This is a genomic window from Bacillus sp. EB106-04-02-XG92, from assembly GCF_058791995.1.
This window is the reverse complement of sequence record NZ_JBYTEA010000002.1, coordinates 438,248-458,580: the sequence shown is the minus strand read 5'-3', so window position 1 is coordinate 458,580 and position 20,333 is coordinate 438,248. Positions and strand designations below refer to the sequence as shown.

The following is a 20,333-nucleotide window of genomic DNA, read 5'->3' as shown; positions in this document are numbered from 1 at the left end:
TATTATTGTTGTTCGTTCTTTAATTTAGCATCTAGTACAAACGTACCAAATGGGATAACCGATGAAACAAATGCTCCAAGTGCCCACGCAATTGATTTGCGGTGTACGATTGTTACTTGAATTACCGCAAAGATGAATAGGATAAATAAAACACCATGAGCCATACCTGTAATTTTAACAGCTGTAGCAAATCCTGCGAAATATTTCAATGGCATTGCTACAAATAATAGTAATAGGAAAGAAATACCTTCAACTAGTCCAATTGCTCTTAATCGTCCGATTGGTGTAGATAACATAAAGCAACCTCCTTTAACGTATGCTTGTATATAGTAAATTTGTATTCTTCTTCAAAATAAAATAGTCTATTTTGTTTCATTATATACAAAAAGAAAGTTTACACTACGAGAATAGTGCAAAGTTCAAAATATAGTCACAAAAGCATGAGAATTTAAATAAAAACCTATTTGAAGTATTTGACTTCAAATAGGTTTTATGAATGAAAATATTAAACAAGTACTTCGTTTTTTAGTACGAACTTCTCTACAACTTTTGCAACGCCATCGTTCATATTTGTATCTGTTACGTAGTTTGCAATTTCTTTAATATCATCAGGTGCATTACCCATTGCAACGCCAAGACCAGCGAATTCGATCATCGCTTGGTCGTTATAGCTATCGCCCATTGCAATAACTTCTTCGCGCTTAATGCCAAGTTTTTGGATCAGTTTGTTTAAGCTCGTTCCTTTTGTAACACCAGCTTCAGTAAATTCTAAGAAGAATGGTTTAGAACGCATAACGCTTAATTGGCCTTCTAGTTGTTGTTGTAGTTTCTTTTCTACTACAACAAGGCGTTCAGCTTCTTTATTCATTAATACCTTTACTACAGGTTCTTTAACAGCGGCTTTAAAGTCATCTACTACAACAATTGGCATACCAGTAATATCGCCCTCAATTTCAGTATAAGGATTATTTTCTTCTGTTACGATATCATCGCCCATATAAGTATGAATCCATACATCTTCAGTTTTACTAATTTCAAATAGGTTGTGAACGATTTCAGGAGATAGCGTACTACTAAAGATTTCTTCGTTTGTTTTACAGTTAATAATTTTTGCACCATTAAAAGATAGAATGAAACTGCCGTATTCTTCTAAACGAAGTTCTTTCGCTACATTGCGCATACCAAACGTTGGGCGCCCAGAAGCAAGTACAACTTTTACACCTTGTTCTTGTGCAGTCATTAGAGCCTCTTTCGTACGAGGTGAAATAGTATGGTCATCACGTAATAAAGTATCATCTAAATCTAAAACAATCATTTTATAAGTCATATTGAAAATTCCTCTCTTTGTTGAAATAGAAATAAAGTTTTATGAAGATATTGGGGAATATATAGTAAGACATCGAACTTCTGTATGTGAAATTAGGAGAAGTTCTATATTATTAGTATAAATTACCATGAGCAAGTTGCCCATGATAATTTATACCGCTAATGCCTAATTAGTTTTCATTTTATCATTATCGTAACAACTCTAAAGGTAGAGTGCAATAATGGAAGTTTTCCAATTTACGATGGTTGTTTTTCTGTTGAACGAGAAAATAGTATTTCAAGTAAAATTGCCATTACAGATCCAAGAACGAGACCGTTACTTAAAAACGATGCTAGAAATGGAGGGAGCGTAGAAAATGCTCCTGCTGGAACAAACATAACTCCGACTCCTGTAAAGATTGAAAGGCCCGCTACCTTAAATAATCGTTCTTTATCTTGTACGGTTTCATATTCACGAAAGGCAAGACCAATCATGCTTGCAAATACAGGATAAATGGCAGCATATCCAACTGCAACAGGGATTGCCGCAAAGAATGAAGTAATTTTCGGGAATATACTAACGAGAATAATAAAGCTTGATCCTAACATAAATGGGAGTCGTTTATAAATATTAGTCGTTGCAATAAAGCCTGCTGATCCAGAAATAGCGACAGGTCCAATAGCTGAAAAAAGACCTCCTAGCAATTGATTTATTCCTGTTATAATGCCGGCCTGTTTGAAACGATCTGGTGCAGCATTCTCTTCATATTTAGAAACAACCTTTTGCACAACACGAATACTTGCTAACATATTTGTTAGAAGTAATAGTGTAACGAAAACTACTGTAATGGCCATGTTCCATTCAATCCGAGGCGTTCCGAAAACAAATAGAGACGGAAAACGGATTATATCTGTCACAGGCGTTACTGGATTAGATAATCCGAAGCATACGAATAGTATCCAGCCGCAGACGATACTGAAAAGAACTGAATATTGTCCAATAATAGGTAGCTTCATGATGAAAAAGGATAGTAAAATAACAATCAGTGATAGAATAAATACGTCAGCTTGTACTTCTGTATGTTGTCCGTCAAGACCGAACATTCCTTTTAAGAAGGACCCACTAAGTTGCGCGACAAGAAGAAATAAATAAGTTCCAATGACTGTCGGTGTAAAATAGCGAACTAGTTTATCGATAAGTCCAAAAATACTAAGAATAATACAAATGATTCCGCTTAATAGGAAGGCATATTGAAGGACTTTAAGCGTTTCGTTGCTTGATCCAAATAATACGACGCCTAAACTTGCATAAAGGGAGAAAATCCCCCACCAAAGTCCCGCAGGACCTTCTTGAATAGGAAGTTTATGCCCAAATATAGCTTGCAGTAGGCCAGCAAAACCAAGAACAAATAATGTTCTTTGTACGAATGCAATAGCTTCAGCACCATCGAGACCGTAACTAGTTGCGACGCTAATTGGTACGATAAGGCTCCCAGCTAAAATAAATAGCGCCCATTGTAAGGCGGAAAGAAATGTTTTCATTATATCAACCTCTTTCATAGATTCCGTATCTAGTATATATGTATTTCATTTCCACTGGCAAAGATTGTAGATAGAGAAAAGAGTTGAAACACGATATGAATGCATGTAAGCAATTATGGATAGCAGTTATATGTATGAAGAGGGTATTGCGAATCCGCTAACAGTTCATTATATTGATACAGTACTGTATGGGGTGGAGCAGTCATTTGTAATTGAAGAGATTGCAGTCGGCGAGGGCTCTATTTTAGCGATTTTGAGAAATGGAAATGTTATACATAATCCAACGGGGCAGGAAAAATTGCAAGAACATGATATGATAATAGTATTTGGTTCAGTAGAGAAACTGGGGCAATTTGAGAAAGAACTACAAAGTAAGAGGTGACAAGGAATGCAAATATCAAGTGATAAAATTTTAAATAAAATGGCGAATGAAATTGCAAAGGCAAAAAGCAGTGAAGGGCAAAAATCAAAAGAGCATTTGTTAGTTGTGCGTGCTTTATGTGATTTACTACTAGATGAACAGGTGGAATCTTCTACGTATAGAGAGCCACAAATTCAATCACAAATCATCGAATCACAACCAATAACGATGCAACCAATCGCACCGATTTCTGATGAGCCAGTATATATAAAAGAAAGTGATGCAAACGGTAATTCTTTATTTGATTTTTAGAAGATAAATCGTTTGGCTTATATGAAAAAATTGCTTATGATAAAGGTAAAAAAGGGGAATTAAGATGAAAATTTTCTTTTTACTAGGTTGTATTGCGGCAGGGCTATCTGTTGCCTTAGGGGCTTTTGGAGCACACGGTTTAGAAAATAAAGTTTCTGCAAAAATGTTAGAGGTTTGGAAAACAGGCGTTACATATCAAATGTTTCATGCAGGTGGACTATTCGTAGTTGCTTTATTGATGGATAAAATTCAATCATCACTTTTAACTACTGCTGGCTGGCTTATGGTAGCTGGAATTATTATGTTCTCAGGCAGTTTGTATGCATTAAGTACGACAGGTATTAAGTTCTTTGGCCCAATTACACCTCTTGGTGGCGTAGCGTTTATTGTGGCATGGATCTTAGTCGGAACTGCAGTTGTAAAAGGATTATAAAAAACAAAAGCTGGCATATGCCAGCTTTTTTTATGGTCTTGGAGCATAAGTTGCTTGTTGACTAGGTAAATACGTAATTTCTTCTGGGAATTCCACATAATCTAAGTAAATCATAAGTAGTAAATAACGTTTTCCGGATTGGGGCTCACTAATTACAATATGATCACGACCAGCGGCTTCGATAATACCTGTATAAGATTGTGTACCGAGCGAACTGCCACGCTCATAAGTCATTACAACCGTAGCTTGCTTTCCTTTGTTCAGGCGAAGAATATTTTCAATATACGACTGTTCTAAAGGTAACATGCCTTGAGATATTGCATATTGAGCTTGCGCAGCTTGAGCTGCTTGTTGTTGCATTGCTTGCTGTTGTTGTTGCTGCTGTTGCGTCATTTGTTGCGGTTGTACATAAGTTCCAGATGGTTGATAGAAACCTGTTCCGTAATACGGATTTTGTTGCTGTGCCATTCAAAAATCCCTCCTCAGTATCAATCCTTAATATACGCTAGGACAATCCTCGCCAGATGGCTGGAAGAAGCAGTGCTTTTTGAAGCGACCAGAGTTTTGTTGATTATACCAAGTTGGAGGACAAGGGCCTTCCGGTCTAAAAAACCATAAGGCAAAATTGGCAGGCCAAAAACGTTGTCCTTGAATTGTTCGCCTTGCTAATGCGATATCTTGCTCCCTTGCTCGTTGATAAAAATATCCTTTTTGCGTTGCCTCAAAACCACCAGGGTTTTGATACACCATTTGACGTAAATTACGTATTTTTTTAAAATCTAAACAATTTCCGCGGACACGATTTACCCCAACATTTCCGACCATTAACATCCCCTGTTGTCCTTCTCCTTCAGCTTCAGCACGCATCAATCTAGCTAATAACTTAACATCTTCTTCGTTATAAGCAATAACACCCATTATGTGTCACCTCTCTTTTTGTAATACCTTGTGGAAAGAGGTTTATCTCTAGATGAAGTGTGTAACAATTACTAGTTCATACGTATGAGGAAAAGGACGCAGATATGACAACCAAACGAAGTTTTACATGGAGAGAGGAAAATAAAAAAAGCTAGCTTGAGCTAGCTTTTCATCATTAAAATACTTTAGACCATAAGTTTGAGAAGAAATCTCCAATAGAGCGCATTGATAATACAAACCAATTTGCTTTTTCAACTTCCTCTGTCGTTTTTGCAGTAACCTTCATACTTTTACTACCGTCTAAGAAACCATATTTATCAGTTGATTCTAAAGTAATTGAGCCTACTTTGGCATCTTTTTTAATAGGAGCAACTAAATGGCCATCTTCAGCAAGGGATTTATCTACTTCAGTCCCAATTTTATAAGGATCTTTGCTACCTTTTTTCGCAATTATTGTTATTTCTTTTTCCGGTGTAACAGTGACTTGATCTTCTTTCCCTTTTACTACAGAGATTGTATTGTTTTTATCCACTTTTAGTTTTTGTTTTTCGAAATTATTAAATCCATATTCAATTAATTCACGAGATTCGGTGAAACGCTCATCCATTGATTTTGTTTTTATAATTACTGAAATGAGGCGTAAATCACCACGTTTTGCTGTAATAGTGAATCCGTATCCAGCAGTATCAGAACTACCAGTTTTTAAACCATCTGTTCCATCATAAGAGAAAGCGGCACCTGGCAACATCCAGTTCCAGTTTTCCATACGTATTGGTTTCGGATGATTATCTGGGAAGTTTCTAAATCTTTGTTTTGTATCCTCTAGCATTTCTGGATACTTTGTAATCATTGCTTTTGAAAGCATACCCATATCGCGAGCTGACATGGAATTTTCTCCATTCGGATCAGTTCCTTCAGGATGTTTTCCTTTTAAGTCAGCGTTATTTAACCCAGTAGCGTTTACAAACTTATATTTCTTTAACCCTAGTTTTTTTGCATGATCATTTGCAAGATTTAAGAAGTTTTTCTCACTTCCTGCAAGAAGTTCTGCTAAGGCAATACTAGATCCGTTTGCAGAGAAGATAACGATAGAATGATATAGTTCTCTTACAGTATATTGACGTCCCTTTTCGAAGGGAACGTTAGAGAATTCATTATTACGTGAAACTTCATAAGCGTAATCAGAAATGTTTACCTTTGTATCCCAAGTGATTTTTCCTTCTTTAATTGCTTCTAACACGGCATAAACAACAATTAATTTTGACATACTAGCGATAGCTAGTAATTCATCTGGATTTTGTTCATGCAGTATTTTTCCTGTATCTGCATCAAATAGAAGTGCAGCAGCTGCCTCAATGTGTATTTTTTCTTCGGCATGGGATGTTGTTACTCCTAAGGAAGAAATTGACAATAGAAGCATTAGTAAAATAGATAAGATTTTCTTCATATAGATTATCACCTTCGCATCGTTATTAGCATATAGCTCGTACCATTTTAGCATAAATTTGGATATAGAAAGGTTACAATTTTGTAAGGTATTTGAAAGGAATTTGTCGATTTTTGTTCAAATTTGCAGAGAAAAGAAGTTTTTTGAGGAGAAATATAGCGGGTAATAAAAAAAGGAACGAATTTCGTTCCTTTTTATGATTTATATGTGTAAAAATTTCTCTACCTTTTCGTCTGGTAAAATGTTTCCAACGAAAAATGTTCCGAATTCACCATAACGAGCACTTACTTCATCGAAGCGCATTTCATATATAAGTTTTTTAAATTGAAGAACATCGTCAGCGAATAATGTTACGCCCCACTCAAAATCGTCAAATCCAACAGATCCTGAAATAACTTGGCGTACTTTACCTGCGTACTGGCGACCAATTTTACTATGACTGTACATCATTTTTTTACGTTCTTCCATAGGAAGCATGTACCAGTTGTCATCACCTTGGCGACGCTTGTCCATTGGATAGAAGCAAATGTGATTTGCTTTTGGTAACTCAGGATATAAGCGAGCTAAGATTTGTGGGTTTTGGTATGGATCTTCATCAGCTGGAAGGTAGTTGCTTAGTTCAACAACAGATACGTAAGAGTATGCAGGAACCATATATTCAGCTAATGTTGTTTTATTCAATTCTGTCTCAATTTCATTTAACTCTTCCATTGTTGGACGTAAAATCATAAGCATAATATCAGCTTTTTGGCCAACAACTGTATACATTGCATGACTGCCTTTTTTCGCACTAGCTACTTCATTCCATTTTTCAACGACATTTAAAAATTCAGACACAGCTTGTCCGCGTTCGTCGCTAGATAATGTTTTCCATGCAGCCCAATCAATAGAACGTAAATCATGTAAACAATACCAGCCATCTAACGTTGTTGTTGCTTCACTCATTCTATTCACCTCAGTTAATGATAGTTTTACACGTTAACTATAGCATATATAGTTTTAAAATCATCTATATAAAGCATTGGCGCATAAAATTGTCACATTTATGTTTATTTGAAAATAGGAGGGGACAAGGCTTAAAGGGGCGTTATTTCTAGGCTGAATTTTATGAAAATATAATCATTTTTATTTTATCTATTTTTTGGGAGCTATAAGTTTAAAATATAGAAGAAAAGCAGTATTCTTAAAGATAGAGTTTTTTTAACATAAGTAGGAGGGTTTATTCGTGAGCAACTTATTTACAACAGTAAAAGAAAAAGTTCAAGGAAAAGGCATTTCTATTGTACTTCCTGAAGGAACTGATGAAAGAATTTTAGGCGCTGCAGAGCGTTTAGCAAAAGAAGAGTTAGTAAAACCAATCTTAGTTGGTAATAAAGATGAAATTAGCGCAAAAGCTGCTAGCATGAATTTAACATTAGCAGGCGTTGATATTTACGACCCAGCTACATACGAAGAAATGGATGCAATGGTAGCAACTTTTGTTGAACGCCGTAAAGGTAAAGCAACTGAAGAAGACGCTCGCAAAATCCTTAAAGACGAAAACTACTTCGGTACAATGCTTGTATACATGGGCAAAGCACACGGTTTAGTAAGTGGTGCAGCTCACTCTACAGCTGATACAGTTCGTCCAGCACTTCAAATCATCAAAACAAAACCAGGCGTTACAAAAACTTCTGGCGTATTCATCATGGTACGTGAAGAAGAGAAATATGTATTCGCTGATTGCGCAATTAACATTGCACCAAACAGCCAAGATTTAGCTGAAATTGGTATCGAGAGTGCGAAAACTGCTGAACTATTCGGCATTGATCCACGCGTTGCTATGTTAAGCTTCTCTACAAAAGGTTCTGCGAAATCTCCAGAAACAGAAAAAGTTGTAGAAGCAACTCGTATTGCAAAAGAGATGGCTCCTGAATTAACTTTAGATGGAGAATTCCAATTCGATGCTGCATTCGTACCATCTGTAGCTGAGAAAAAAGCTCCAGGTTCTACAATTCAAGGTGATGCTAACGTATTTGTATTCCCAAGCTTAGAAGCTGGTAATATCGGCTACAAAATCGCTCAGCGCTTAGGTAACTTCGAAGCAGTGGGACCAATCTTACAAGGTTTAAACATGCCTGTAAATGACTTATCTCGTGGATGTAACGAAGAAGAAGTGTACAAGTTAGCTTTAATTACAGCAGCTCAAGCACTTTAATTCTATAATGAATTGAAATAAAGACCGTCGCTATAATAGCGACGGTCTTTATTTTTCTAAGCCAAGTGCTTTATTGTTACGATCAATAATACGCTGTAAATTCGTCTCATATAAAGGTATTTCATCTATTGTTAATTGAGATGGTGTTAACTTTGGAGCGAATTGCTGCAATGTTTGTAAAAGGCGCATCATTAAATTTTGTACTGTAATGGTTTCGCCAAGTAATTCTGAAAGTGAAGCCATCGTGCTCGGTACAATTTCAGGATACGTAAAGCGTGTTTCTTCTCCTTGAATGGCTAGGTTGTAGAAATCACGAACGAGTGCGGCACGTTCAGAGCCACTTCCTGTCGCGCAAAGATAAATTTGGACAGCGACACCGCTGCGAATACGGCGCTGTGAAATGCCAGCGAATTTTTGATCGCGAATACTTAAATCGTAGCTACCAGGACAGTAAGAACCAACAATTTCTTTTGCCTCAATTGTAACATCGTAATCCTTTAACATTTCCTGAATTAAATGCCACATTGTATCGTATCCAAGGTCAATATCGATACCTTTTTCCGTCTCTTGGAATAAAAGAGATACGTTTAAAACACCTTCATCCAGTACGACTGCAAGTCCACCGGAATTACGAACGATAACATTAAAGTTGTTTTCTTTTAAAAAGGAAATACCTTCTTCTAAGTGTGGTAGGCGTGAATCTTGAATGCCAAGAACAATTGTATTGTGATGAACCCAAGAACGCATTGTTGCAGCTGATTGACCGTTTCCAATACTTGTGCACAATGTGTCATCCATTGCAAATGACTGCAATGCATGGAATGTTGGTCCCAAACTAGATTGATCTACAATACGCCACTCTGGCTGAGATAAAATGGAACGGGAATTGCTCATATAACTAACCCCTTATCTTTAAAATGACAATCTCTATTATAGCAAAAAATGAAGAATGGAGTTTTCTCACATATAAAGGGAAAGTTTAAGGGTGAAATAATAAAAAAGGATGCATTACATGCATCCTTTCTATTCTGCAATTTTTTCTAAATTACCGTTTCGATCCATTCGGAAAGATGTTTGCGAACGTTCTTCGTCATCCATGACAGCCAACTTACGAGCACGGTTCATAATGTTCATAAGTGTTTCGTAATCTTCTTGTACAGTATGAGATTGTTTTTCTAATTTTTCTAGTTTCTTTTCTAGTTCTTCATTTCGAAGGATTTGTGATTTAATTTCTTGTTTCAATCTCGTATTCTCGTTTTCAAGAGCTGTCACTTTTATATTTGAAGATCCGACTGTTTGTAAAAAATAAATAACATCTTGCATTGTCATAGAGCCTTTTGCAGCAGGAACGGTAGTTTCTTTATATGGAATAGCTTCTTTATATTGTACAATTGATTCCTCTTGTACAAATTCTTCATAATCAGTTATCGAATCTGAAGCTGGTGGTGTATAAAGTAAACGTTTTTTCGCTTGTTCACCGCTTGCAGCACGCATTTTATCTTTACGATGTTTTTTTGCTAGTTGAAGAGCTTGTTCATAGCTATAGCGAACAACAGCATTCCAACGGAAACCACAGGCAGCCGATGTACGATTCAACCTGTCTCCTACTTCTTCAAATGCATTTAATTGTGTACTTCCTTCTCGAACGTGACGAAGTACAGTTTCAGCAAGTAATAAATCATCCTCATCCGTCCAAGCATCTTGTCTTACTTTCATAGATTCAACTCCCTTTCTTTTTATGAACTTCCTATTTTTATAATGGGCAAAAAAATGAGCTTTTATACAAAGCTTTTAAAAATATGGTAGATTTCGATGAAAGGTATAACGTGAAATTTTAATCATTGGGGGTTTTCTTCATCCCCCAATGATTATTAGCCCTCACCAATCGGACTTTTATGGGCAGCCCGACCCTCACCTAGATTCTTTGCTTTCGCTGAATTTTGAGGTGGGGGCCTTACTGCCCGTTAAAGCGGGATAAATTTTGCCAAGAATGAAGGAAGCTTCTGTAGGAGAGCATATAAATATGTAGCATTATATGAGGAAAGAGCGTCACAAGGAAACTTGCAACGAGCTTCAAAGAGCGGTAAAATACCATTTAGTGTTTATTTTTAAATGTACTTGAGAAAAGTTTAAAATAGAGGAAGTGTTATATAATGGGAAACGAATTTCGTGTGTGTGATGATTGTCAGGCAACGAACGTTAAAACTTTGATTCCAAAGCTGAAAAAAGTAGATTCATGTGCAACGATTGAAGTTGCATGTCAGTCTTACTGTGGCCCTGGTCGTAAAAAATCATTCGCATTTGTAAATAATCGTCCAGTTGCGGCGCCAACAGAAGATGAATTAATTGTAAAAATTGAAGCAAAGTTAAAGAAGTAAGAAAAAGAAGAGTGAACAGATTCCTCTTCTTTTTTTATGCCCATAAGAGGAAGGATTTATTCTGAGAAAGCTTAATTGGCGATGAAAATAGATAATGACATATAGGCATTATCTATTTATTAAAGTCTCAACTTATATGAATTTGTATTTCAAAATAATAGTTGACAGTCTTTGGAAGCGATAGGTAGAATAGAAGGTGTCTGATTCTGAGAATCATTATCAGGAAAAGAGCGATTCATTTTATTTTTTTTATTACTATTTGAGAATAAATTTCATTTCATTAAATTAAACATATGTTGTTGGTTAGGATGGTTGAGGGATGGAAGCGAGCGCAAGGAGTATAGAACAGCAAGATGTGAATGTTAAAGAGATTAAGAGCAGGCCGCTCATTGCTTCTATTATTTTAGTAGCAGGTACAATTTTGTTAGCTTTAAGCATGGCATTGTCTATTTCGTTTGGTGCTGCAGATATTAGTTTAAAGACTGTATGGCAAGCTGTATTTCAGTTTGACGGTTCTATTACGCACCATAACGTAATTCAAGAGCTTCGCATGCCTAGAGCAATAGGGGGCGTAGTAGCAGGTGCCTTTTTAGCAGTATCAGGGGCAATTATGCAAGGCATGACGCGAAATCCACTTGCTTCTCCATCGTTAATGGGAATTACAGATGGGGCTGTATTTGGAATTGCAATTATGTATGCATTCTTCCCTAATTCACCTTATTTAATGTTCGTTATCGCATCTTTTATTGGTGCTGCGTTTGGAGCGAGCATTGTATATGGAATTGGATCTTCTTCACCAGGTGGATTAACGCCTGTGAAATTAGCTTTAGCAGGTGCAGCAATTAGTGCTTTATTAGGGGCCATTTCATCTGGAATTGCGCTATATTTCAACCTTGCCCAAGAGGTGAGTATGTGGAATGCAGGCGGAGTTGCTGGCGTGAAATGGGAAAGTATTAATATGTTAGTGCCGATTGGTTTAGTTTGTCTCTTTATTGCGATTATAATGTCGAGGTATATTACAATTTTAAGCTTCGGTGAAGAAATTGCGATAGGACTTGGTCAAAATACGACGCTAATTAAATTTATCGGGACAGTACTTGTTCTTGTGTTAACGGGTTCAGCAGTTTCTATAGCAGGATCGGTTGGATTTGTTGGTCTTGTAATCCCGCATATGACTCGTTTCCTTGTAGGCTCAGACTATAGATGGGTTATTCCATGTTCTGCGGTCTTAGGCGGGTTGTTAATTGAATGTGCAGATATGTTATCTCGCGTTATTAATCCGCCGTTTGAAACGCCAATTGGAGCAATTACAGCACTAATTGGGGTTCCATTCTTCCTCTACTTAGCACGTAACGAAGGGAGAGGAAAAATGTGAGGACAAGTGTCTTAACAAAAAAGAACGTTTCTATTTTAACAATTTTAGTAGGATTAATCGTTACTGTATTTTTAGTGAGTTTAAATACAGGGACATTTAAAATACCGCCAATGGACGTATTAAAGTCATTGGTTGGACTTGGGGCTGAAGATCAGTCTGTTATTTTATTTGAATTCCGTATGCCGCGTATGGTTATTGCTATATTAGTTGGATCTGCTTTAGCTATGTCAGGGGCGATTTTGCAAGGATTATCGCGAAATCCCCTTGCTGATCCAGGCATTATCGGTATTAACGCTGGAGCGGGGTTAACAGTCGTTATCTTCGTCTACTTTTTCTTTGGAAAAGTTGGGACTGGTACATTTTTATCTGTATTTATCCTTCCTTTCTTCGCGTTAGTTGGAGCGATATTAGCAGCGGTTATAATTTATTTACTAGCATGGAAAGATGGCGTTTCATCAACGAGATTAATACTTGTCGGTATCGCTGTTGCAGCCGGGTTTGGTGCTGTGAGTTTAATTTTTTCTATGAAGATGACATCTAACGATTTTCGTTTTGCTACGATTTGGTTAGCGGGAAGTCTATGGGGCACAGATTGGAAGTTTGTGTTAAGTGTACTTCCGTGGATGGTTATTTTCTTGCCACTTGCTATTAGTAAGGCTCACATATTAAATGTAATGAATCTAGGCGACTCTACAGCTGTTGGCCTTGGTGTAAATGTAGAAAAAGAAAGACGTAAATTATTATTTATTGCAGTTTGTTTAGCTGGTGCATCTGTTGCTGTTGCCGGAGGAATTGGTTTTATCGGTTTAATGGCTCCGCATTTAGCGAGGCGCCTTGTTGGTGGTAAACATCAAATTATGCTGCCTACCGCTGCACTAATAGGGACGTTTTTACTTTTATTCGCAGACGTAATTTCAAGAAGTGTGTTAACAACTTCAGAAATACCGGTCGGTCTTGTTATTTCTGTAATTGGTGCACCATATTTTATATACTTACTTATGAGGACAAAATAAAGGGAGGCTTTTTGTATGGCAACTTTAGCAGTTGATGCGGTATCTGTTGGCTATAATGAAGGGTTAATTATTGATGGATTAACAGTTGAAATTCCAGAAGGGAAAATTACAACAATTATTGGACCAAATGGTTGTGGGAAGTCCACATTATTAAAAACGGCTTCTCGTATTTTGAAGGCGAAAAAAGGTACTGTTTATCTTGACGGAAAAGCAATCGAAAAACAACCAACGAAAGAAATCGCAAAGAAAATGGCAATTTTACCACAGACTGCAGAAGTGCCAACTGGCCTTACTGTGTTTGAACTCGTTTCATATGGACGCTTTCCTCACCAAAAAGGATTTGGAACATTGAAAGAAGAGGATTATCGCTGCATACATTGGGCGCTTGAAGTGACAGGAATGACAGAATTCGCAAATCGCCCTGCAGAGGCGTTATCCGGTGGACAACGTCAACGCGTATGGATTGCAATGGCTCTTGCACAAGGGACAGAATTACTCGTATTAGATGAACCGACAACATACTTAGATATGGCACATCAATTAGAAGTATTAAATTTATTGAAAAAGTTAAATGAAGAAGAAGGAAGAACGATTGTTATGGTTATCCATGACTTAAATCATGCTTCTCGTTTCTCAGATCATATGATTGCATTAAAAGCAGGTAAGTTAATGAAACAAGGAACGCCAGACGAAGTGATGACGAGTGAAACACTTCGCAGTGTATTTGAGATTGAAGCTCAAATCGTTTCGTGTCCAGTAAACTGTAAACCAATTTGTTTAACATATGATTTGGCCATGATTAGTAATCAATTGCGTAAAAAAGCATAAGTAGAATCCCCCTCGTAAAGAGGGGGGCTTCTAATGGACGTTGAGCTTCTTATTAGTAAATAGGAAGTTGAACACCCGTTAGAACGGGGCATAAGCAACAATTAATCAATATATATTTATTAATTGTTAACCTTGTTTCTTATAGTTCACTGTAACTTATAAGAGAAATACAGCTAGAAGGAGTGGGAACATGAAGAATTTTAAAATGGCGTTATTAGCAATGGTACTAGTCGTTACTTCTGTACTATTTGCAGCTTGTTCTAACAAAGAAGAGAAGAAAGCAGATGCGAAGGATGCGAAAACTGAAGAGCGCACTGTACAACATGCAAAAGGGGAAATTAAAATCCCTGCAAATCCAAAGAAAATTGCTGACCTTAGTGGTTCAACAGAAGAATTATTAATTTTTGGTATGAAACCAATTATTACTGCTAATACATCTCAAGAAAAAATTGATGCACATATTGAAAAGAAATTAAAAGACGTAAAACCAGTTGGCTCTGCTTGGGGCGATAAAATTAACATCGAAGCAGTAGCTGCTGCAAAACCAGACTTAATTCTTGTAAACAATCGTCAAGAAAAGATCTATGATCAATTATCTAAAATTGCACCAACAGTTATGTTAAAAACTCCATTAGACCAATGGCGTCCAAAATTCGAAGAAGTAGGTCAAATCTTCGGTAAAGAGAAAGAAACAAAAGAATGGTTCAAACAGTATGATGAAAAAGCAAGCAAATTACATGACAAAATCGTTGCGAAAACTGGCGATGCTAAATTCATGAAAATGGCTGCATATCCAAATGCTTTCCGTGTATACGGTGACTACGGTTACGGTAGCGTAATCTTTAACGATTTAAAATTACCAGCAGTTAAAGGTACACCAACAGATAAACCATTAGTACAAGTACAAAAAGAAGCTTTAATCGATTACAATCCAGATTACTTATTCGTATTTACAACTGGTGACGGTTCTCAGCGTCTAAAAGAATTCCAAGAAGAATCAATTTGGAAAAATATGAACGCTGTTAAAAACAACCACGTATTTACAATTAAAAACGAAGATCTAAATAAAGGTTACTTCCCTCTAGGTAAAGAAATGATCTTAGATGAAGTTGCTGAATTCGTTTTAGGTAAATAATGTATAAAAAGAAATCACTTTTACTCTGGTAAAAGTGATTTTTTCTGTATATAAGGGCAATTAATATAGTCTTTCGTTTCTTTCTGTTTCCTATTTCGTTTATAATATATAGTAAGAATGCAGTAAAGAAAGGGGGATGTCGGAAGGTGGTATATTTAAACGACAAACTCAGCGAAACAAAAGTGTTTAAAGACCCGGTACATAAATATGTGCACGTGCGCGATCGCGTTATTTGGGATTTAATCGGAACGAAAGAATTTCAACGCTTGCGCCGTATTAAGCAGCTTGGAACGACATTTTTTACATTTCACGGTGCGGAGCATAGTCGCTTTACTCATTCGTTAGGTGTATATGAAATTATTCGTCGTATGATTGATGATGTGTTTGATGGCAGACCGAATTGGAATGCTGAAGATAGATTGTTATGTTTATGTGCGGCATTACTTCATGATGTCGGTCACGGCCCGTTTTCTCACTCGTTTGAAAAAGTATTTTCATTAGATCATGAGAAATTTACGCAAAAGATTATTGTTGGAGATACGGAAATTAATCGCATATTAAGTCGTGTGGATACAGATTTTCCACAAAAGGTAGCCGATGTAATCGGAAAAACATCTACTAATAAATTAGCGATTAGTATGATTTCCAGTCAAATTGATGCTGATCGTATGGACTATTTATTAAGGGATGCGTATTTCACTGGCGTAAAGTATGGAAACTTTGATATGGAACGTATACTGCGTGTCATGCGTCCGTACGGCAATCAAGTAGTTATTAAAAATAGTGGTATGCATGCTGTTGAGCATTATATTATGAGTCGCTACCAAATGTATTGGCAAGTATATTTCCACCCGGTAACGCGCAGTGCCGAAGTTATTTTAACGAAGATTTTACACCGTGCAAAATCATTGCACGAGAAGTATTATACATTTAAAAATCATCCGGTTCATTTCTATTCTTTATTTGAAGAAGAAGTAACAGTAGAGGATTATTTAAAGTTAGACGAGAACGTTATGTATTATTACTTCCAAGTATGGCAAGACGAAGAAGATCCAATTTTAAGTGACTTATGCCGCCGTTTTATGAATCGAAACCTATTTAAATACGTAGAGTTTACAGATAAACATGGTTTAGATAATTGGATGGAATTAAGTAGCTTATTCAAAAAGATTGGACTTGATCCAGAATACTATTTAGTAGTTGATTCAACATCAGACTTACCGTACGACTTTTACCGTGCTGGTGAAGAAGAAGAGCGTCTGCCGATCTTACTTCTTATGCCAAATGGAGAGCTTAGAGAGCTTTCCCGTGAATCGGATATTGTTGAGGCGATTACTGGTAAGAAGAGAAGGGATCAAAAATTATTCTATCCGCATGATTTAATCTATGAAGATGGAAGAAAAGGAAAATATAAAGAGAGAATCATCGAGTTATTAGAAGGAAAAAAATAAGAAGCAGCTAAGGGCTGCTTCTTATGAAAGAAATTGAAATTATTTGTCGCTTAAGCGTTTTCCGCCAACTGCATAATGGTTTTTAGACATTTCTTCGATGAAAACAACGATGTTTTCTTCAGGAGCACCAGTTGTTTCGCTTACTGCTGCTGTTACTTTCTCAGCAAGAGCTTTCTTTTGTTCCTCTGTGCGTCCTTCTAGCATTTTCACTGTTACGTATGGCATATATAATCGCTCCTTTTATGTAAGTTACACTCTTATTATAGCGGATTATAGGGAAGAACAATCGAAAAAACAAATATTTTCTTTTTTGGACATATTGAAGAGGAGATGAAACATGGATCAGTTATTTAGATATCCATTGCAAGAAATCCCATTGGTAGCAATGGCGATTATTATTGCATTATCAGTGCATGAATTTGCACATGCATATGTTGCATATAAATTTGGAGACGATACAGCAAAGAGACAAGGTCGCTTAACTTTATCGCCAATGGCTCACTTAGACCCTATCGGGATGATTGCTGTATTAATTCTTGGTTTCGGTTGGGCAAGACCAGTTCCTGTTAACCCGTACAATTTTAAAAGACCACGTCTTGCTGGTATATTAGTTTCAATTGCGGGCCCGATTAGTAATTTAATTTTAAGTGCAATCGGCTTAATTATTTTGTATAGCTTAGCAGTATTCGGAGTATTCGATGCGATTCCAGTTGCAGTAGCTCAAACATTAGGGAAGTTTTTTGAGCTCTTTATTATGTTAAATATTGTTTTACTTGTATTTAACTTATTACCGATCCCGCCACTTGATGGGTATCGCGTCGTGGAAGATCTAGCACCAGCAAATATTCGTGCAAAAATGACGCAGTATGAAAAATACGGAGCGATTGCATTATTAATTCTCGTTATTACACCGCTTAGTAATTACACGATCCAACCTATTTTCCAGGTAGTTATTCCGCGTGTATTTATATTTTTAGATAGTATCATTGCGCCTATTTTTAGGCTTATATAATTAGTTAGTAAGCGAGGAGGACTTTACATATGACAGAGAAAAAGAAGAAAATCGGTTTTAATATCGTGAAAAATGATTCAACAGATGGACATGGTGGTTTTGGCGTTGGGGCATTAAGTCTAGAAAACATTTCACCAGTATTTGTTGATGTATTAGAGAAAACAGCATTCGTTGATATTGGTGCGATGCATGCGCGTAGTACAGTCGAAAAAGGTATTAAGTTTTTAACAAATAAAGATGAAGTTCCAAACGGAAAACCATTTTGGCTTGTGTGGGTAACGATTGAAAGAACTGCGACAGGTGCTTATTATGCAGGTGTAACAGCTTGTGAAATGACAGTTGACCGTGAAATTCGCCGCGGATATAAATCACTTCCAGAGCACGTAAACAAAATGGATAAATCAATGAAGCGTCACATTATGGTTGACCATATGGATGAATCATCTAAAAAAGTACTTGGTACGTTCTTGAAAGAACATAATGAAGCGATTTGGAACGAATCTAGTGAAGAATTGCGCCGTGCATTATTAAGTGAATAAAAAATAGCTGACGGATACCCGTCAGCTATTTTTTTTACCAAGGAAGATATTTTTTCCACCAACTTGTTTTCTGCTTTTCTTCGGTTGTCTTTTCAAAGTCCTCTTTGTCATCGACATGATCCATACAATATTCAGTTGGTTCTGTACCTTTTGCGAAATACATTTTAACTGAAATGGGACAATTTTTTGTAGCGATTTTCCCGTTTTCAGGGTTAATATCAACTGCAACGACGTCACTTGGTTGTTTAAACTCTTTTTTAGGTTGTCCATCTAAGCCTTTTTCCATCGTATCGGTCCATATCCTTTTCGCATATCCTTGTTCTGCTACGTTTGAAATCGATTTAGGTTGATCGTATCCAACCCATACACCAGTTACGATTTGCGGAGTAAACCCAATCATCCAACTATCTGTTTCAGTAGAACCAGATTTCCCGGCATATGTTCTTGATAGTTTAGATAACATCGATTGACCAGTTACAGCAGCATAACTGCTTAGCTTTTTATTAAACATGCCTGTCATCATTTCTTCCATCACAAACGCTTTGCTCTTATCGAGAATTTGTTCACTCTCCAAATGAGCATCGTATAACATATTTCCTTCATGATCCATAATGCGGCGAATGAAAATCGGCTTTACTTCTTTTCCACCATTTGCGAACATGCTATAAGCGTTAACCATTTCAATTGGTTTTACAGGAGATGTACCGAGAGCAAGAGAAGGGACGTCCTTTAATGCACTCTTAATTCCGAATTGTTTCGCTGTTTTTGTAAGAATGTCGTCGCCTAAAAATAAATTGGTCTTCACGGCATATACATTATCAGAGACCGCAAGAGCTTGTGCCATTGTTACAAAATCATCCGCATAATAGTCTTTATAGTTTTTCGGTTTATACTTTGAAACACCGTCACCTAAAGTAAATACAGTGTATTCGCTTTTTAGGCGCGTAGCAGGCGTAAATCCTCGTTCTAATGCCGCATAATATAGGAATGGCTTAAATGTAGAACCAGGCTGTCGAGCGGCCTGTGTAGCCCTGTTAAATTGACTCGTATTATAATCCGTCCCGCCAACAAGGGCAGCTACTTCCCCTGTTTTTGGATTCATAGAGACGAGCGCCGTTTGTATGTTTGTTGTGTCAGGTATGTGATCTTTTACAGCTTGCTCTGCTACCGCTTGTAATTTCGGGTCTAGCGTTGTATAAATGCGCAGACCACCTTTTTGTAATGCTTGTTCATCTAATCCGATATCACGAAGAAGGGAAGCTTGTACAGCATCTTGGAAATAAGGCGCAACCTCTGCCACTTTCTTCGTATCTAATGAGGCAAAAGTTAGTGGCTCTTTCTTCGCTGAAGTTGCTTGTTTCTTCGTAATATAACCTTGCTCTACCATTTCATCTAATATGAGAGATTGTCTTCCTTTCGCACGATCCTCTTTTAAAAAGGGAGAATAGACACTAGGTCCTTTCGGGATACCTGCGAGCATGCTAGCTTCTGCTAACGTTAATTCTTTTGCAGTTTTATCGAAATATAAACGGGACGCAGCTTCGATTCCGTAAGCACCATGTCCGTAATAAATTGTATTTAAATATCCTTCTAAAATATGATTTTTATTATAATTTACCTCAAGGCGAATTGTGTACATTGCTTCTAATAGTTTACGTTTCCACGTTTTATCATGATCTAAGTATAGGTTACGAGCATACTGTTGTGTAATCGTACTAGCGCCTTGGACTTTTGCCATCGCTTTTAAATCGGCAACAATCGCACCAGCGATACGCTTCATATCAAAGCCGTGATGTTTGTAGAATCGTTGATCTTCGATAGATAGTGTCGCCTCTTTTACGTAAGGAGAAATTTCATTGAGAGATACATTGTAACGTTTTTGCATTTCATTACTTTGTCCGATAACAGTGTCATCATTAGCGTAAAAGACACTTGTTTGCGGGACAGCAACAGGAGGAGGTCCCATAATTTTTGCAACTATAATAATAACAAAAAAGGAAAAAACGAAAAAAAGAACAGAAGAAAACATTACGGTGAAGAAAAGACGTTTATATTTTTTAAGTTTTGGATTCATAGTTTGATTCATC

At 36.8% G+C, this 20,333-nt stretch carries 22 protein-coding genes and 1 pseudogene; 12 read left to right on the top strand and 11 right to left on the bottom strand.

Going from position 1 to position 20,333, the window contains the following annotated elements:
* Positions 1-2: 2 nt before the first annotated feature.
* From AC3WVA_RS08320 to AC3WVA_RS08310, 3 genes are all read right to left on the bottom strand, one after another.
* Complete coding sequence (locus AC3WVA_RS08320) at positions 3-296, bottom strand: DUF3817 domain-containing protein (protein WP_048527993.1); 294 nt, start codon at positions 294-296, stop codon at positions 3-5.
* A gap of 209 nt (positions 297-505) precedes the next feature.
* Positions 506-1,327, bottom strand: coding sequence for a Cof-type HAD-IIB family hydrolase (locus AC3WVA_RS08315; protein ID WP_088313698.1), 822 nt, complete (start codon positions 1,325-1,327; stop codon positions 506-508).
* 236 nt (positions 1,328-1,563) lie between these two features.
* On the bottom strand, positions 1,564-2,847 hold the full coding sequence (locus AC3WVA_RS08310; protein ID WP_141539440.1) for a purine/pyrimidine permease: 1,284 nt from the start codon (positions 2,845-2,847) through the stop codon (positions 1,564-1,566).
* A gap of 139 nt (positions 2,848-2,986) precedes the next feature.
* Here AC3WVA_RS08310 and AC3WVA_RS08305 point away from each other — a divergent pair.
* From AC3WVA_RS08305 to AC3WVA_RS08295, 3 genes and pseudogenes are all read left to right on the top strand, one after another.
* A pseudogene (locus tag AC3WVA_RS08305) lies at positions 2,987-3,229 on the top strand (cation:proton antiporter regulatory subunit); the annotation flags it as partial.
* A 6-nt stretch (positions 3,230-3,235) separates the two neighbouring features.
* Positions 3,236-3,520, top strand: a complete 285-nt coding sequence (locus tag AC3WVA_RS08300) for a YwdI family protein (protein WP_098344669.1) — start codon at positions 3,236-3,238, stop codon at positions 3,518-3,520.
* Positions 3,521-3,584: 64 nt separating this feature from the next.
* The gene (locus tag AC3WVA_RS08295; protein ID WP_000688322.1) at positions 3,585-3,953 is read left to right on the top strand and encodes a DUF423 domain-containing protein; all 369 of its coding nucleotides are present in this window, start codon (positions 3,585-3,587) and stop codon (positions 3,951-3,953) included.
* 30 nt (positions 3,954-3,983) lie between these two features.
* On the opposite strand, the gene gerQ is transcribed toward AC3WVA_RS08295, so the two are convergent.
* The 4 genes from gerQ to hemQ all read right to left on the bottom strand — a co-directional run bounded on the left by gerQ (position 3,984) and on the right by hemQ (position 7,263).
* The gene (gerQ, locus tag AC3WVA_RS08290) at positions 3,984-4,421 is read right to left on the bottom strand and encodes a spore coat protein GerQ (RefSeq protein ID WP_048527999.1); all 438 of its coding nucleotides are present in this window, start codon (positions 4,419-4,421) and stop codon (positions 3,984-3,986) included.
* A gap of 27 nt (positions 4,422-4,448) precedes the next feature.
* A complete protein-coding gene (gene cwlJ, locus AC3WVA_RS08285) occupies positions 4,449-4,871 on the bottom strand; it encodes a cell wall hydrolase CwlJ (RefSeq protein WP_000538160.1) in 423 nt (140 codons plus the stop codon).
* A 175-nt stretch (positions 4,872-5,046) separates the two neighbouring features.
* Positions 5,047-6,318: a serine hydrolase gene (locus AC3WVA_RS08280; RefSeq protein WP_098520080.1), complete on the bottom strand. Its 1,272-nt coding sequence runs from the start codon at positions 6,316-6,318 to the stop codon at positions 5,047-5,049.
* A gap of 201 nt (positions 6,319-6,519) precedes the next feature.
* Complete coding sequence (hemQ, locus tag AC3WVA_RS08275) at positions 6,520-7,263, bottom strand: hydrogen peroxide-dependent heme synthase (RefSeq protein WP_001287590.1); 744 nt, start codon at positions 7,261-7,263, stop codon at positions 6,520-6,522.
* A 280-nt stretch (positions 7,264-7,543) separates the two neighbouring features.
* Here hemQ and pta point away from each other — a divergent pair, with 280 nt between their 5' ends.
* Complete coding sequence (pta, locus tag AC3WVA_RS08270) at positions 7,544-8,515, top strand: phosphate acetyltransferase (protein ID WP_341013869.1); 972 nt, start codon at positions 7,544-7,546, stop codon at positions 8,513-8,515.
* A gap of 48 nt (positions 8,516-8,563) precedes the next feature.
* Here the strand turns inward: pta and lipL are convergent, their stop codons facing one another.
* Both lipL and AC3WVA_RS08260 read right to left on the bottom strand, forming a co-directional pair.
* Positions 8,564-9,409, bottom strand: a complete 846-nt coding sequence (lipL, locus tag AC3WVA_RS08265; protein WP_349303056.1) for an octanoyl-[GcvH]:protein N-octanoyltransferase — start codon at positions 9,407-9,409, stop codon at positions 8,564-8,566.
* Between the two features lie 129 nt (positions 9,410-9,538).
* On the bottom strand, positions 9,539-10,231 hold the full coding sequence (locus AC3WVA_RS08260; protein ID WP_001980712.1) for an RsfA family transcriptional regulator: 693 nt from the start codon (positions 10,229-10,231) through the stop codon (positions 9,539-9,541).
* A 437-nt stretch (positions 10,232-10,668) separates the two neighbouring features.
* On the opposite strand from AC3WVA_RS08260, the gene AC3WVA_RS08255 reads away from it, so the two are divergent.
* The 6 genes from AC3WVA_RS08255 (at position 10,669) to AC3WVA_RS08230 (ending at position 16,695) form a co-directional block, all read left to right on the top strand.
* Positions 10,669-10,893: a YuzB family protein gene (locus AC3WVA_RS08255; protein ID WP_000526074.1), complete on the top strand. Its 225-nt coding sequence runs from the start codon at positions 10,669-10,671 to the stop codon at positions 10,891-10,893.
* Positions 10,894-11,212: 319 nt separating this feature from the next.
* Entirely contained in the window at positions 11,213-12,268 is a 1,056-nt protein-coding gene (locus AC3WVA_RS08250) for a FecCD family ABC transporter permease (RefSeq protein ID WP_098344674.1), read from the top strand.
* Positions 12,265-13,281 carry a FecCD family ABC transporter permease gene (locus AC3WVA_RS08245; protein WP_071757839.1) on the top strand — a complete coding sequence of 339 codons (1,017 nt, stop codon included), beginning with the start codon at positions 12,265-12,267 and terminating at the stop codon, positions 13,279-13,281. The genes AC3WVA_RS08250 and AC3WVA_RS08245 overlap by 4 nt, the downstream gene beginning before the upstream one ends.
* Before the next feature lie 15 nt (positions 13,282-13,296).
* The gene (locus tag AC3WVA_RS08240) at positions 13,297-14,109 is read left to right on the top strand and encodes an ABC transporter ATP-binding protein (RefSeq protein ID WP_492321859.1); all 813 of its coding nucleotides are present in this window, start codon (positions 13,297-13,299) and stop codon (positions 14,107-14,109) included.
* A gap of 190 nt (positions 14,110-14,299) precedes the next feature.
* On the top strand, positions 14,300-15,244 hold the full coding sequence (locus AC3WVA_RS08235) for an ABC transporter substrate-binding protein (protein ID WP_000787739.1): 945 nt from the start codon (positions 14,300-14,302) through the stop codon (positions 15,242-15,244).
* A 146-nt stretch (positions 15,245-15,390) separates the two neighbouring features.
* Entirely contained in the window at positions 15,391-16,695 is a 1,305-nt protein-coding gene (locus AC3WVA_RS08230; protein ID WP_048528006.1) for an HD domain-containing protein, read from the top strand.
* A gap of 39 nt (positions 16,696-16,734) precedes the next feature.
* On the opposite strand, the gene thmT is transcribed toward AC3WVA_RS08230, so the two are convergent.
* Entirely contained in the window at positions 16,735-16,920 is a 186-nt protein-coding gene (gene thmT / locus AC3WVA_RS08225; RefSeq protein WP_001147171.1) for a 2-hydroxymuconate tautomerase, read from the bottom strand.
* A 112-nt stretch (positions 16,921-17,032) separates the two neighbouring features.
* On the opposite strand from thmT, the gene AC3WVA_RS08220 reads away from it, so the two are divergent.
* Together AC3WVA_RS08220 and AC3WVA_RS08215 are read left to right on the top strand one after the other, a co-directional pair.
* Positions 17,033-17,707, top strand: coding sequence for a site-2 protease family protein (locus tag AC3WVA_RS08220; protein ID WP_098344677.1), 675 nt, complete (start codon positions 17,033-17,035; stop codon positions 17,705-17,707).
* 29 nt (positions 17,708-17,736) lie between these two features.
* Positions 17,737-18,246 carry a YwhD family protein gene (locus AC3WVA_RS08215; RefSeq protein ID WP_000136683.1) on the top strand — a complete coding sequence of 170 codons (510 nt, stop codon included), beginning with the start codon at positions 17,737-17,739 and terminating at the stop codon, positions 18,244-18,246.
* A 34-nt stretch (positions 18,247-18,280) separates the two neighbouring features.
* Here the strand turns inward: AC3WVA_RS08215 and AC3WVA_RS08210 are convergent, their stop codons facing one another.
* Positions 18,281-20,332 carry a transglycosylase domain-containing protein gene (locus AC3WVA_RS08210; RefSeq protein ID WP_270673091.1) on the bottom strand — a complete coding sequence of 684 codons (2,052 nt, stop codon included), beginning with the start codon at positions 20,330-20,332 and terminating at the stop codon, positions 18,281-18,283.
* Between the last annotated feature and the right edge of the window lies 1 nt (position 20,333).

What these genes read in the sequence shown, in the direction of transcription:
- AC3WVA_RS08215 (WP_000136683.1), top strand. Translation starts at nt 17,737, where the DNA reads ATGACAGAGAAAAAGAAGAAAATCGGTTTTAATATCGTGAAAAATGAT.
- AC3WVA_RS08250 (WP_098344674.1), top strand. Translation starts at nt 11,213, where the DNA reads ATGGAAGCGAGCGCAAGGAGTATAGAACAGCAAGATGTGAATGTTAAA.
- AC3WVA_RS08310 (WP_141539440.1), bottom strand. Translation starts at nt 2,847, where the DNA reads ATGAAAACATTTCTTTCCGCCTTACAATGGGCGCTATTTATTTTAGCT.
- AC3WVA_RS08260 (WP_001980712.1), bottom strand. Translation starts at nt 10,231, where the DNA reads ATGAAAGTAAGACAAGATGCTTGGACGGATGAGGATGATTTATTACTT.
- AC3WVA_RS08320 (WP_048527993.1), bottom strand. Translation starts at nt 296, where the DNA reads ATGTTATCTACACCAATCGGACGATTAAGAGCAATTGGACTAGTTGAA.
- lipL (WP_349303056.1), bottom strand. Translation starts at nt 9,409, where the DNA reads ATGAGCAATTCCCGTTCCATTTTATCTCAGCCAGAGTGGCGTATTGTA.
- AC3WVA_RS08235 (WP_000787739.1), top strand. Translation starts at nt 14,300, where the DNA reads ATGAAGAATTTTAAAATGGCGTTATTAGCAATGGTACTAGTCGTTACT.
- AC3WVA_RS08280 (WP_098520080.1), bottom strand. Translation starts at nt 6,318, where the DNA reads ATGAAGAAAATCTTATCTATTTTACTAATGCTTCTATTGTCAATTTCT.
- AC3WVA_RS08295 (WP_000688322.1), top strand. Translation starts at nt 3,585, where the DNA reads ATGAAAATTTTCTTTTTACTAGGTTGTATTGCGGCAGGGCTATCTGTT.
- gerQ (WP_048527999.1), bottom strand. Translation starts at nt 4,421, where the DNA reads ATGGCACAGCAACAAAATCCGTATTACGGAACAGGTTTCTATCAACCA.
- AC3WVA_RS08315 (WP_088313698.1), bottom strand. Translation starts at nt 1,327, where the DNA reads ATGACTTATAAAATGATTGTTTTAGATTTAGATGATACTTTATTACGT.
- AC3WVA_RS08210 (WP_270673091.1), bottom strand. Translation starts at nt 20,332, where the DNA reads ATGAATCAAACTATGAATCCAAAACTTAAAAAATATAAACGTCTTTTC.
- AC3WVA_RS08300 (WP_098344669.1), top strand. Translation starts at nt 3,236, where the DNA reads ATGCAAATATCAAGTGATAAAATTTTAAATAAAATGGCGAATGAAATT.
- AC3WVA_RS08220 (WP_098344677.1), top strand. Translation starts at nt 17,033, where the DNA reads ATGGATCAGTTATTTAGATATCCATTGCAAGAAATCCCATTGGTAGCA.
- thmT (WP_001147171.1), bottom strand. Translation starts at nt 16,920, where the DNA reads ATGCCATACGTAACAGTGAAAATGCTAGAAGGACGCACAGAGGAACAA.
- AC3WVA_RS08255 (WP_000526074.1), top strand. Translation starts at nt 10,669, where the DNA reads ATGGGAAACGAATTTCGTGTGTGTGATGATTGTCAGGCAACGAACGTT.
- AC3WVA_RS08240 (WP_492321859.1), top strand. Translation starts at nt 13,297, where the DNA reads ATGGCAACTTTAGCAGTTGATGCGGTATCTGTTGGCTATAATGAAGGG.
- hemQ (WP_001287590.1), bottom strand. Translation starts at nt 7,263, where the DNA reads ATGAGTGAAGCAACAACAACGTTAGATGGCTGGTATTGTTTACATGAT.
- cwlJ (WP_000538160.1), bottom strand. Translation starts at nt 4,871, where the DNA reads ATGGGTGTTATTGCTTATAACGAAGAAGATGTTAAGTTATTAGCTAGA.